At 45.8% G+C, this 13,114-nt stretch carries 13 protein-coding genes; 4 read left to right on the forward strand and 9 right to left on the reverse strand.

The features are described from left to right. The first annotated feature begins 140 nt into the window (after positions 1-140). Positions 141-590 carry a helix-turn-helix domain-containing protein gene (locus tag HMPREF1536_RS26020; RefSeq protein ID WP_044191996.1) on the forward strand — a complete coding sequence of 150 codons (450 nt, stop codon included), beginning with the start codon at positions 141-143 and terminating at the stop codon, positions 588-590. Positions 591-711: 121 nt separating this feature from the next. Here the strand turns inward: HMPREF1536_RS26020 and HMPREF1536_RS26025 are convergent, their stop codons facing one another. Beyond that, the gene (locus tag HMPREF1536_RS26025) at positions 712-3,051 is read right to left on the reverse strand and encodes a beta-galactosidase (RefSeq protein WP_028727486.1); all 2,340 of its coding nucleotides are present in this window, start codon (positions 3,049-3,051) and stop codon (positions 712-714) included. Between the two features lie 156 nt (positions 3,052-3,207). On the opposite strand from HMPREF1536_RS26025, the gene HMPREF1536_RS26030 reads away from it, so the two are divergent. Further along, the gene (locus HMPREF1536_RS26030; protein WP_028727487.1) at positions 3,208-5,250 is read left to right on the forward strand and encodes a M13 family metallopeptidase; all 2,043 of its coding nucleotides are present in this window, start codon (positions 3,208-3,210) and stop codon (positions 5,248-5,250) included. Between the two features lie 91 nt (positions 5,251-5,341). Next, positions 5,342-5,596, forward strand: coding sequence for a hypothetical protein (locus HMPREF1536_RS26035; protein WP_028727488.1), 255 nt, complete (start codon positions 5,342-5,344; stop codon positions 5,594-5,596). Between the two features lie 214 nt (positions 5,597-5,810). On the opposite strand, the gene HMPREF1536_RS26040 is transcribed toward HMPREF1536_RS26035, so the two are convergent. From HMPREF1536_RS26040 to HMPREF1536_RS26065, 6 genes are all read right to left on the reverse strand, one after another. Further along, the gene (locus HMPREF1536_RS26040) at positions 5,811-7,106 is read right to left on the reverse strand and encodes an NCS2 family permease (protein WP_028727489.1); all 1,296 of its coding nucleotides are present in this window, start codon (positions 7,104-7,106) and stop codon (positions 5,811-5,813) included. Positions 7,107-7,116: 10 nt separating this feature from the next. Continuing rightward, complete coding sequence (locus HMPREF1536_RS26045) at positions 7,117-7,821, reverse strand: nucleoside-specific channel-forming Tsx family protein (protein WP_028727490.1); 705 nt, start codon at positions 7,819-7,821, stop codon at positions 7,117-7,119. Positions 7,822-7,910: 89 nt separating this feature from the next. Continuing rightward, positions 7,911-8,858: a calcium/sodium antiporter gene (locus HMPREF1536_RS26050; RefSeq protein ID WP_028727491.1), complete on the reverse strand. Its 948-nt coding sequence runs from the start codon at positions 8,856-8,858 to the stop codon at positions 7,911-7,913. A gap of 202 nt (positions 8,859-9,060) precedes the next feature. After that, a complete protein-coding gene (locus HMPREF1536_RS26055; RefSeq protein ID WP_028727492.1) occupies positions 9,061-9,267 on the reverse strand; it encodes a hypothetical protein in 207 nt (68 codons plus the stop codon). A gap of 42 nt (positions 9,268-9,309) precedes the next feature. Next, positions 9,310-9,522 carry a hypothetical protein gene (locus HMPREF1536_RS26060; protein ID WP_028727493.1) on the reverse strand — a complete coding sequence of 71 codons (213 nt, stop codon included), beginning with the start codon at positions 9,520-9,522 and terminating at the stop codon, positions 9,310-9,312. 132 nt (positions 9,523-9,654) lie between these two features. After that, positions 9,655-10,053, reverse strand: coding sequence for a hypothetical protein (locus HMPREF1536_RS26065; protein WP_028727494.1), 399 nt, complete (start codon positions 10,051-10,053; stop codon positions 9,655-9,657). A gap of 89 nt (positions 10,054-10,142) precedes the next feature. Between HMPREF1536_RS26065 and HMPREF1536_RS26070 the strand changes: the two genes are divergently transcribed. Further along, on the forward strand, positions 10,143-11,042 hold the full coding sequence (locus HMPREF1536_RS26070) for a 1,4-dihydroxy-2-naphthoate polyprenyltransferase (protein WP_028727495.1): 900 nt from the start codon (positions 10,143-10,145) through the stop codon (positions 11,040-11,042). Positions 11,043-11,089: 47 nt separating this feature from the next. On the opposite strand, the gene HMPREF1536_RS26075 is transcribed toward HMPREF1536_RS26070, so the two are convergent. Continuing rightward, positions 11,090-12,013, reverse strand: coding sequence for a DMT family transporter (locus HMPREF1536_RS26075; protein ID WP_028727496.1), 924 nt, complete (start codon positions 12,011-12,013; stop codon positions 11,090-11,092). A 93-nt stretch (positions 12,014-12,106) separates the two neighbouring features. Next, positions 12,107-12,652, reverse strand: coding sequence for a DJ-1 family glyoxalase III (locus HMPREF1536_RS26080; RefSeq protein WP_028727497.1), 546 nt, complete (start codon positions 12,650-12,652; stop codon positions 12,107-12,109). Positions 12,653-13,114 lie beyond the last annotated feature (462 nt).

A 13,114-nucleotide genomic window follows, 5' to 3' on the forward strand; every position in this document is an offset into this window, starting at 1 on the left:
GCATAAAATATGTGGCGCCTTGCATATTTTATGCAGCTTCATCCGAAGAAAAACAGATTTGATTTTGTTATTTCCCTATATCACGGACAGGTACTTAATTGTTTTGTCCTTATATTTGTCTCCAATAAAATAAATAAGGTATGGAAAAAGAAGCAGAACAGAGAATAACCGGAAATGTAAACCAGGGCGCAAATGTTCAGAGATTACGTCAGATACTGGGTATCAAACAGGAAACGCTAGCCGAAAAGTTGGGAATAGACCAATCGGGAGTCTCCCGCTTGGAAAGCCGCCGGGTGATCGAAAACGATACGCTGCTGAAAATAGCTAATATATTAAATGTATCTCCGAAGATTATTCAGGAATTACAGGAGAATCCGCTGTCGGTAGTGATTGAGAATACATTTGAAAGTGGAAGTTCTAATAATGGAAATATTGTAGGGAATACCGAAAAGATAGAGAACATTATTCATCCTCTGGATAAAATCGTAGAATTAAATAAACAAACCAGCGAGCTTTACGAGCGTATGCTTGCCCTCGAAAAAGAAAAATCCGCTTTGCTGGAACAGTTGTTGAAGGAGAAGCAAGGATAAAATATAGAAAATACTAAGTGAGCTATTTTGATATAGCGTCGTTGAGAACCCTGATCAGGGTTCTATGTGAATAACCGTGGGATGCACATCCCACGGTATATTCTGGCAATTTCCGAACCAATCAATACTTGAACGGTGTCATCTTCGCATACGCTTTATAATCCTTGATCATTCCCGGATAGCCTTCTTCGGCACGGGGGAGATAACGGAAGCCGGAAACTGTAACCGTTTCACGCAAATCGATCACCACCTGATGAGGGTATTTAGCCCCTCTGGCCGTACTCCAATAGGTTGACTCCTGCAAATCGAAGATCTTATCGGCTGTAAAGTTTCCTCCGTAGGTCTGTTCGCTGTCCGCATATCCGATCTGCCAGTGTTGGCGTCCGAGCGGGTTACCGTTTTCATCGAGTAGATAAAATTCTGCGATAGCTGCATTGTTTCCACCGTCCTGTGCGTTCAACGCTTCCAGACAGAAATGGCGAGCTTCGACAGGCGCATCGAACCGGACTTCCTGCCAGCCGTTACCCGCTTTCAATGAACCTTGTCCGACAGGCTTTTCGTTCTTCAGATCCAGATTTTGTCCCTCTTTACGGTTGGTAAGGGGAGCTTCGGCACGGAGCATATCCAGGATCGGCTGGTTAAGTCCTTTGATAGTCGCCTTTTCGGGGCCTTTCAGGTCGAGAACGATAATTTCATTTTCCCCTTTCTTTAGCCAGCAGCCGGGCATGAATAAAGTCTGCTGCGGGCCGATTTCCCAGAAACGCCCCATTGCTTTGCCATTCACCCAAACCATACCTTTGCCCCAGGTCTGCATATCGAGGAATACGTCTCCGGGAGTCTCCAGGTTGAATGTCGCACGATAATACGCAGGGCCTTCCGCCTTTTTACCGGCTGCGAATTTTTTGTCTTTCGCAAAAGCATAATCTACCGGAAGATTATATACCTGCCAGTCTTTCAATTCGTCGGTAGACGATTCGGTGATAAGCGCCACTTTATTGGTGATCCCTTTCCGGTCGTGGATGGCTTTGTCGAAGTTGACGCGTCCCATCGCTTCGATCAGGATATCCAATCGGGCGCCGGCGGCAGTGGCGGGCAGTTTGATCGTGTTTTCTCCGCGGCGGCGATCCAGACGGCCTATCAACTTTCCGTCGACGAACACCTGTGCCCAGTCGTGCACTTCGTCGATTAGCAGGGTTGTACCGGCTTTTACTGCCGGTAACGTAGTGCGGTAGAGGATGCTACCCCAACCCTGGTCGAATTTTTCCATCGGCTGGATGTCGCGGCTGGTTTTCGGTTCGGGCAGGTTGTCGAACAGGAGAGCTGTTTCCTTTAGTTCGAATTCAGGGATTTCAATCACCGGGAAAGCTTCCGGTATGTCGGCCATCACTTCGCCCGGAGCCATATAATTCGTCATAAATTCACGCAGTTTGTGATATTTGGGAGTTGTCCAGCCGGCTTCGCTGATGGGCGCGTCATAATCGTATGAGCTGCACATGGCGGAATAAGCCGGGCTGTTTGCACCGCCCCAATGGCCGAAGGTCGTACCCCCGTGCGTCATATAGAGGGAGAAAGAGATGTTGCGGTCGAGCATATCCTTCAATCCGGAGATCATGGTTTCCGCATCGCGTGTCTCATGCTTGCGTCCCCAATGGTCGAACCATCCGCTCCAGAATTCGCTGCACATCAGCGGGGTGTTGGGGCGTACCTCTTTCAGCTTTTTGAATTGCTCGTCTATATTGGCTCCGGTACCGAAATTCACCGTCCATACCAGGTCGTCGAGCGCATTGTTGAGGAAGTTCGAACTCCAGTCGCACTGGAAGAGAGTAACATCCGTAAATCCGGCTTCCCGCAGGATGTCCCGGTTTTTGGCAATATATTCTTTGTCCGTAGCATACGAACCGTATTCGTTTTCCACCTGCACCATGATGATGTTGCCGCCGCGGGTGATCTGCATGTCGGCCAGCTGTTTCCCGATCTCATTCATATAAATACGGGTACGTTCCATAAAATACGGGTCGTTCGTGCGGAGCTGGATATCGTCTTTCTTCAGCAACCACCAGGGGAGACCGCCCATTTCCCATTCGGAACAAACGTATGGGCCGGGGCGCAGCATGATGTACATTCCCTCTTTTTGTGCCAGACGGCAGAAAGCGGCGATGTCGTTCTGTCCGGTGAAATCGAATTCGCCCGGTTTCTGCTCATGGATATTCCAGAAAGCATAGATACAAATGGTGTTCATGCCAAGGGCTTTACACATTTGGATACGGTGTTCCCAGTATTCGACAGGGATACGTGTGTAATGTATTTCGGCAGCTTTTATAACGAAAGGCTTGCCGTTCAGCAGAAAAGTCTTGTCACCTATCTCAAAGGTGCCTCCGTTTCCGGACGGGTTCTTACAACCTGTCAGCACGCAAATCAACACGGCCATCAGGATTGTTACGGTCTTCATAGAGTGATTCATGATAAAAATTAAGTTTATAACTGTTTTATGACCGTAAAAGTACATAATTTACCGGCAGAGGATGGTGTAATAATCAGTCATATTAGGGTAAAAATGGTTCTACTTTGCTGATTTTGTATACCTTTGCGGCATAATTCAAGTAAACGTTGAACAAAAATGAGAAAGTTAATGGTAATTCCCCTGGTTGCTGCCGGTATGGTTGCAATGTCGGGTTGCAGTAAATCACCTGTGAAGGAAACTGCAAAAGTAGACGCCATCAATCTGGCAAACCTGGACACGACTGTAGCGCCCGGAACTGATTTCTATCAGTATGCCTGTGGTGGCTGGATAGAAAAAAATCCTCTGAAACCGGAGTACTCACGTTTTGGCACATTCGACCAGTTGCGTGACAACAATCAGGAACAACTTCGTTCGCTTATCGATGAACTGGGAAGCACTCCACAGGAAGCCGGAAGCGTGGCCCAAAAGATCGGCTCCCTGTATGAAATGGGATTGGACAGCGTAAAGCTGAACAAAGAGGGTATGGCTCCTATAAAAGAACAGCTTGAAGCGATACAGCGACTAGGTACGAAAGCGGATGTTGCCAAGATGGTTGCCGTTTTGCATAAAGAGGGAATGGCTCCGTTCTTTGCTCTCTTCGTAGATGCCGACGAAAAAAACAGCTCGATGAATATCGTACAGCTATACCAGGCCGGTATCGGTATGGGCGATCGCGATTACTATCTGCTCGACGATGAAGGAACGGTAAAAATGCGTGATGCCTATAAGCAATTCATTAACCGGCTGTTTACCCTGACCGGAGCATCTCCCGAACAGGCTGAAGCGGCGGTGAATGCCGTAATGAAGATCGAAACAGGTATTGCCGAAATCTCTTACAGCCGTGAAGACCTGCGCGACAGCCAGAAGAATTACAATAAGATCAAACTGGAAGAATTCAAAGCCAAAAACAATCCGATCGACTGGGATGTCTATTTTGAGAGTATGGGATTGATGGAAATAGAATACCTGGATGCCAAACAACTTCCGTTTTACGGGGCATTGGATGAATTCCTGAAAAACGTTTCTATCGACGAACAAAAATATTATCTGGCATTCAACCTGCTTAATGCCGCTGCTCCTTACCTGAGCGATGAATTTGTTGCTGCCGAATTTGATTTCTACGGAAAGACAATGTCCGGAAAACAGGAACAACAGCCGCGCTGGAAACGCTCCCTGTCTACCGTAAACGGTGCTTTGGGAGAGGCTGTCGGTCAGATGTATGTGGCTAAGTATTTCCCGGCTTCTTCGAAGGAAAAGATGCTGACGCTGGTAGGTAACCTGCAGAAAGCTTTATCCGAACGTATCGCCGGCCTTGAATGGATGAGCGATGAAACAAAAGCAAAAGCACAGGAAAAGCTGTCTGCCTTTATCGTGAAGATCGGTTATCCCGACAAATGGCGCGATTACACTGCGTTGGAGATAAAAGACGATTCTTACTGGGCAAACGTATGCCGTTCGAATATCTTTGAAATGGATTATATGCTGGCACAGGCCGGCAAACCGGTTGACAGATCCCGCTGGGGAATGACTCCGCAGACGGTGAATGCCTATTATAACCCGACAACCAACGAGATATGTTTCCCTGCTGCTATCCTGCAACCTCCTTTCTTCAATCCGGATGCGGATGATGCGGTGAACTATGGAGCTATCGGTGTCGTGATCGGCCATGAAATGACTCACGGTTTCGACGACCAGGGACGTAACTACGATAAAGATGGTAACCTGACCGACTGGTGGACTGCTGAAGATGCCGCCCGTTTCACAGAACGTGCCGACCGTCTGGTTCAGCAGTATGACGATATCATTGTGGTAGACAGTGTTCATGCCAACGGACGTTATACCTTGGGGGAAAACATTGCCGATCAGGGTGGTCTGCTGGTATCTCACCTGGCTTATCTGAACTCACTGAATGGCAAAACGCCGGCTCCGATCGACGGTTTCACCAACGAGCAACGTTTCTACCTGGGATACGCCACTCTCTGGGGACAGAATATCCGTCCCGAAGAGATCCTGCGTCTGACCAAGATCGACCCGCATTCATTGGGTAAATGGCGTGTCAATGCCGCCCTTCGCAACATCGATACATTCTACTCCGCTTTCGATATTAAAGAAGGCGATCCGATGTATATGATGCCTGCCGACCGGGTGGTTATCTGGTAAGCTATACATTAATATATAATAATCCTCCGATACCGTTCTGTTGTATCGGAGGATTTTCTATCTTTGTACCAAACCTTTAAAAAAGAATTATATGACTACCTATGAATTAAATGCGCGTCGTGAAAGTATTCTGCAACAGCTTGCAGAATTACTCAACAATGAAGAAGCTATATCCAAAGCTGAACATTGGGTTAAGAGAATGTACAAAAAGGATAAAGCTATGAGCTATCCTTTAGCCCTGGATCAGAAAGGATTGGTTAATGAGATCAGGGAGGCCGAAGATGATATCGCTCATAACCGTTGCATAACTCACGAAGCACTTCTGGAAGAGATAAAGAAATGGTAAAACCTGTCAATCAGATCAAATGGACACGTAATGCCAGGAAACGATTGAAGGAAATTATAAGATTATCTACAAGCAAAGAGGAACTGTCATTTATATATTGACTGTTTTTGACTGCCGGCAGAGTCCGGACAAGTTGTTTGAAGATATACCTTTGAAATAATAAGAAAAGCGCTCTGTTTAGCATAGGGCGCTTTTCTTATTTATGAGATTTCGACTATGCAAAAATAAACTTCAATATAAACAACCCTGCCAGCACATACATCGTTATGCTGACTTCCTTATGTTTTCCGCAGAACAGCTTGACGAGCACGTAACAAAGTAATCCCAATACCATACCATCCGCGATGGAGTAGGTGAGCACCATCATAATGATCGTAATGAAGGCAGGTAAAGCCTCGGATATATCATCCATATCGATCTTTGAGATAGAATCCATCATAAAGACGCCGACAAGAACCAGGGCACCCGTAGTGGCGGCACTCGGGATAAGCAGGAATAAAGGAGCAAAGAACAAAGCCAGGATAAATAAGCCCCCTGTAACCAGGGAAGTGAATCCCGAACGTCCCCCTTCCGCAATACCGGAAGCACTTTCAACATAAGTTGTGATCGTAGAGCTACCCATCATAGCACCGACAGTTGTCCCGATAGCGTCAGACATCATCGCTTCTTTGACGTGCGGGATTTGCCCGTCCTTACCCATGATGCCCGTTTTAGATGCCAACCCGACCAATGTCCCTACCGTATCGAATATATTCATGAACAATAAGGTAAATATGATTACCGCCATGTCTAACGTAAAGAAACCGGTAAAGTCGAACTTACAGAAAGTCGGCTCCATCGAGTGCGGCATGGAAACCGGGAAAAATCCGTCCGGTATCTCCGTTACCCCCAGAGGGATTCCGATCAAAGTACATATCAGGATACTATAGAATAGAGCCCCTTTCACCTTTTTCACGATCAATACGCCGCTCAGCAGGATACCGATCATAGCCAGGACGGAAGCCGGGGAAAACTCCCCGAACATAACGAACGTCTCCGGATTCGGGGCAATGATCCCCGCATTCTTCAACCCGATGAAAGCAATGAACATTCCGATCCCCGAAGAAATGGCATACCGCAGATTCATCGGTATGCTGTTCAGTATGATCTCCCGGATATTCAGGAATGTGATCAGGATAAAGATAACCCCCTCCACAAACATCGCCGTCATTGCCGTTTGCCATGAATATCCCATCCCCTGTACCAGTGTAAAAGCGAAGAAAGCATTCAGCGCCATACTTGGAGCCTGGGCAAACGGAAGTTTAGCCATGAAAGCCAGTAGGAGAGTGGCGATGGCGGAAGCCAGTGCCGTAGCCGTAAAAACAGCTCCTTTATCCATGCCGGTAGTTCCCAGGACAGAAGGATTCACTGCCAGAATATAACTCATCGTCAGGAATGTTGTAATCCCGGCGATCACTTCTGTCCGGAGGGTCATGGTCTGTTTGTCAAACCCCAATAGTTTTTGTATCATATATCTGTATTTAATCGAATGTCCATTTGATAGCCAGCGTCGGAATGGTATAGAAACCGTTACGTCCACCGAAGTTATGGCTTAATTCTACCTCGCTGCCGACACTGAGCTTGAACTTATCATCAACACCTTTCAGCTTGTTTAAGTTCACCCAGATCTGTGGCTCGGAAAGAAAAATGAAGTTCCCGTGATCGTTCTTTTCCCGCCACCAGTCGGCAAAACCGCTGAATGTGCATAACCCGTTTTTGGCAAAATGGATATACCAGGTACCCGTCAGCTGGAAATTGTTCGGACTGCGGTGCTTCTGGATATATTTATACATGGGAGTGAAAGTGAACCCTTTGGAGAAATCCTTATTATTATATGTATAGGTAAGACCCCCGAGATAAGCATTATTATAGGAGCCCCCCTTCATCAATCCCCCGTTATATTCTACATGTACGGAGAAAGGAGGTTGCCAGAATTTAAGTTCGCGGGCAATCTCCCAGTAGGCCGAAGCGACACCCTCTTTCTTATAATCCATATCTATAAAGAAGTAAGTGCTTCCCCACTTGTCTGCCCTGAACATTTCGACGGTAGAGGTCAGAGCCGGCCGGCCGTCCAGGTCTTTGTCGTAAAGAGCTCCCCCGAAATCATAGTGCAACTGAACATTTTGCGCTTTCCCGCATACAATAGTGGCCAACAGAAGAATAGCCAGCGTAAAGAATTTTTTCATCCTGATTGTTTAATATGGTTTATTATTTGGAAAGCCGCAAAGATATAAAAAAAAGCAGGACTTTCTGAAAGGCCCTGCCAGGTATTGTGTTATATCAGATCCCGAAGTAACCAGGCCAGATAACACAAGTAGATAACAATCAGCACCCAACCCTCGGCGCGCGATATCTTCTGTCCGCTTTTGACTACCGGTAGCAAAAGCAAGGTAAGTCCCAGCATCACCAGCAGATCGATATAATTGACGTTCTTGGCTACGATCGGATGAATGACTGAACTGGTTCCCGCTATCGCCAGGATATTGAACAGGTTCGACCCAACAATATTACCGATCGCAATATCCGGGTTTTTCTTCAGGGCAGCCACAAGGGAGGTGGCCAGTTCTGGAAGGCTTGTTCCTGCGGCAACGATGGTAAGGCCGATAACCGCTTCGCTTACCCCCAGCTCCTGTGCGATCGAAACCGCGTTGTTGACCAACAGATGAGAGGCGAAGATCAGTATAGCCAGTCCGCCGCACAGATATAAAATATCTTTGTACCACGGCTCCGGCTGTTTTTCCAGTTCCCCGATGCTTTTTTCCACCTTTTCCTCATGCTTGCGCGAGTAATAAAGGCTGAAAGTCGTATAAAGAATAATGCCGATAAGGAATATAGACCCTTCCAGGCGGTTTAAAGTGCCGTTCCAGAAAAGGACGGTAAGTACAATGGTTGCCAGGATCAAGAGAGGAATATCTATCCGGGTCAGTTGGCGTTTGGCCTGTAGCGGGTGGATAACGGCAGAGATACCCAGTATGACGGCGATATTAAATATGTTTGACCCCACGATATTACCGATGGCAATATCCCCCTGTCCGGTCAATGAAGCGTTGATACTGACCACCAGTTCCGGAGCACTGGTTCCGAATGCGACGATAGTAAGACCTATCACCAGATGCGATACATTAGCTTTCAGGGCGATCTCCGTACTTCCCTTAACTAACCAGCCTGCCCCGATGTAAAGGGCAAACAGAGAAAGAACTAATAATGTTACACTTGTTATCATGGTAATAATTTTATTATTCTTTTTTTACAATGTCTGGCTTCCTGTTGTCCGGTAATCGTCAGATTGCCGTAACCAAGTAAACAGCAAGTTATTTTAGGCAGAAAAACGCACCTCGGATAACCCCAGGAATCCCTCCGGAGTAACAGCAGGAAGCAGATCAGACATTCAGTTAGGGTTGTTAGGAATATTCGTATTAGTGATTTTAATATTCGTATTCTTCTTTTGGCTCTTTTGCTTCCTGACGCATCTGTATGCCACGAAGCACTACCATAACAACTGTAATCAGTCCGAGAACTCCCATTGTTACATCCTTAACAACAATATTCTCAAAATCTGTGGTACCGATCAGTACCAGAATGATAAACGACAACATCATGACTGCGTCTACCAAATCTTTATTTATCTTCATTTTATTAAACTTTTTAATTATTACTTTTGTTCAAATCCGGTGTTATTCTTTTTCATCGATAGCAGCTCCTTCGGCAGAACCGGAACCGCTCAGCCCCTTCATGATGCCATATAATCCATACCCTAAAGCCCCCATCACGATGAGTAACTTCAGATAATCGTTAGGTATAATCGAACTACAAGCTAACACACAGCCTACAATAGTAATAATCACTGAAAGATAAATACGGGTTTTATTTGATTTCTTAGTTGACATAATATTCTGATTTTAATATGATTAAATAATTAATAACGGATCATACCAATAGCCCTCCCAAACGACAGGCAGTATCGGCAATCCCCAAAGAACGCAAAGCGTTCCCAAAAAGGCATAATTATCCTATTAAAATCAAATAATAAGTTTCCGCAGGACAAACACATGTTGTGCCATGCGGCAAAGAAGAGTAGATAGGTTTATGGTTTGACATTCTGATACATCCAATGAAATCTTGCGAAGCGCATTCATTTCCTTCAGGCGAATATCCTGAAGAATCTTTTCCGCCATTTTCAGCGTGCGCAAATTAAATGCATTATTCGTCGATTGAATAGTCCTGCGTGCAGTCAGTCCATTACTACCCTTCAGATCCGTACTTAATACGGTCAGGAAGTATTGCATATCGGCAGAACCTTTTTCCTTCATGACAGCCTCTTTATTCGACACGACAGTATCGTTGCTCTCTATCTCCTCTTGGGGAGAAAAAAGCAAAATGCCGAACAGCAGAGTTAATATGAATAGAAAATTTTTCATGCTGCAAAGATATACGAATTCCTATTAAAAAAACAAATCATTGTGTTTTTTGTTTATACATTTGTCCGTCAAAATGTGAACAAGTAAAGATGGAAGAGAAGAAGAGCCATTTGAAATCATGGGTAGAGGCTGCACGGCCGAAGACCCTGCCGGCATCGTTGAGCCCGGTACTTTTAGCCTGTGTTTTAGCCTGGTGCGACAACGTTTTCCGGTTAGTACCGGCTATTTTGTGTTTTGGTGTTGCTTTGTTGGCGCAAATTGCCAGTAACTTTGCCAACGATTACTTTGATTTTAAGAAGGGAGCCGATAAAGAAGACCGTTTGGGGCCCGAACGCGCCGTAGCCCAGGGATGGATAACCCCGAAAGCTATGCTGAAAGCCACTTTTCTTACCCTCGCATTATCCTGTTTTTGTGGCTGTATGCTGCTCTTTTATGCAGGTTGGGAACTGATACCGGTCGGTATCGCCATTGCCTTATGCGTACTGGCTTATTCCGCCGGGCCTTTTCCGCTGGCCTATAATGGGCTGGGTGATGTCTGTGTAGTGCTGTTCTATGGGATTATTCCGGTATGCTTCACCTATTATGTGCAGGCGCTTTCGTTTTCTTTACTGTCATTCCTGCTGTCCGTTTCGGTCGGGCTGCTATCTACCAATATACTGGTTGTAAACAACTACCGCGACTATGTGCAGGACAAGGCCGCCCGTAAACGAACGACTATCGTTCTTTTCGGCCGTGGTTTCGGTCGGGTGTTTTACCTGCTGAACGGGGTAGTGGCCTTATTGCTGGCTATGCCGCTTTTGCTGGGTGCTTCCTGGTGGATACTCTTTCTGTTCGCCGCCTTTTTTGCCCTCTTCTATGCTACCTGGCGCGAACTTTATCATTTTGAAGGACATGAACTGAATAAAACCCTGGCGCATACCGCCCGCAATGTCTTTTTCTTTACCTTGCTGTTGTCGGTGCTGTTAATCTCGTTAACGACGGGGGGATAACTGGAATATCCGGTTAGGCATAAATGCCAATTGTGTTGAAATAAGTATCAATTTCTAACAGAATAATGAAACAAAGCCCTGCGGAGTCCCCGCAGGGTTTTTTGTATACTTTTGGAGAGGATGATCATGGTGACGGCGATAATGATAAGCAGGATGCCGATGGCCAGATTGAATGTGAACGGTTCGCCGAACACTAAAACTCCTACGAAAACGGCGGTAACCGGCTCCATAGCTCCTAACACGGCAGTCAGTGTGCCGCCGATATTGTGAACGGCTAGTACCAGCGTGATATTTGAAATGACTGTCGGGACAATGGCCAGGAGTATCAGGTTGACTAGCGATAGGACGTCGGGGATAGGTTGTATCCCTTCGTTGGAACCGGCTTTGATCGCGAACAGGAAGGTGCTGATTATAAATACATAGAAGGTCAGTTTTCTGCCTGTCATCGTATGTACCCTCGACTTATTGACGGTAGTGATATAAAGTGCATATCCGACGGCCGACAAGAGTACGATAAATACCCCGAGTGCGCTCAGCTTCATTTCTCCTTCATTGATCGATAACCTGGCAACCCCGCAGATCGCCAGTCCGATTGCCAGCAGTGTGACCCATGAGGTCTTTTCACGAAAGAACAATAACATGATAAGCGTAACGAATATCGGATAGGTGAAATGTAACGTAGTGGCGATCCCTGCGGACATAAAGTTATATCCCCAGAAAAGGAACATGGCAGAAGCCGTATAAAAGAATCCCAGCAGGATTAATACAGGTATCTCCCTTTTTTCTACGCGAAAAGACTCCTTCTTGTAAGTCATGATGCCCGTAAGGGCAATGGCTGCAAAAAGAAAACGGTAGAAAAGGATCGAATCGAACTGCATCCCTTTTGCCATTAGCGGCAGGGTAAATAACGGAATCAAACCGAATGTCGCAGAAGTTAAAATACCGTAGGCAAATCCTTTTATGTTGTTCATCTCTTTTTCTTTTTGCTGAAACGGCTGCAAACATACAAAAAAGCCGTGATATTATCAGGTAATATCACGGCTCTTAAATATTATTTCAGATGATTAAACCAACAAGCCTGCGGCAACTTCTTCTGCTACAGCCGGACTCTTGATGGCAGCCACCAAAGCAAGACCGAAGTTTATTACCAACCCCGGCCCTTTACCGGTTATTACATTGTCGGATACTTCTACTGCTTCGCCTGTTACATTCGCGCCGATCAGCTTCGGTTCGAAACCGGGATAACAAGTGGCGTTACGGCCTTTCAGCAATCCCAGTCCACCTAGTACCATCGGAGCAGCGCAGATGGCAGCTACGATCTTACCGTCGCGATATTGTTGCAGTAATGCTTCTTTTACCGGTTCTGAACTATTCAGATTGGCAGCACCGGGCATACCTCCGGGAAGGATCAGTGCATCGGCACCAGCCAGAGTCGCTTTTTCCAAAGTTGTATCGGCTGTAACCGGCACGTTATGTGCTCCCGTTACAACAGGATCGGCTGTGATGGAAACAGTTGTCACTTCAATACCTCCACGGCGCAGGATATCGATTGTACCCAGGGCTTCCATCTCTTCGAAGCCGTTGGCTAAGAATACAATTGCTTTCTTCATATTACTTCCTTTATTTTAGTATTTATTGTTGTAATGTCTGTATGTGCTTAATACTGCTACTTCCTTTTGCGTACCATTTCGCATATCGCAAATATAGTTCTATTTTCCCGAATAGTAAAAAATAAGATTGTATAAAACAAAAGGATGGCGATATTCGCTTAATTGTTTTGATTTTATTGTTTGATTCATTTCTTTCTAAACCCTGCAAGGGTTCTAACCATCGCAAAGGGCGGTTCGCGAATCGCCCCTACAAGGTCTGTTACTTTGGTTCACATTCTATATGCTCCTGTACATTATATTGTTTCGCAAATTAACTATCATACTATCACTAAGTCTACTCTTAACGTTATATTCAAGGTTTGCGGCGGTGATAGTTGCAGATTTAACTATCACTCATCTATCACTCAACCATCACTAACGGCAACATTTTAACTATATTTTGACTCATAGACAGCGTTTTTA

This window comes from Parabacteroides gordonii MS-1 = DSM 23371, assembly GCF_000969825.1.
Taxonomy (GTDB): domain Bacteria; phylum Bacteroidota; class Bacteroidia; order Bacteroidales; family Tannerellaceae; genus Parabacteroides; species Parabacteroides gordonii.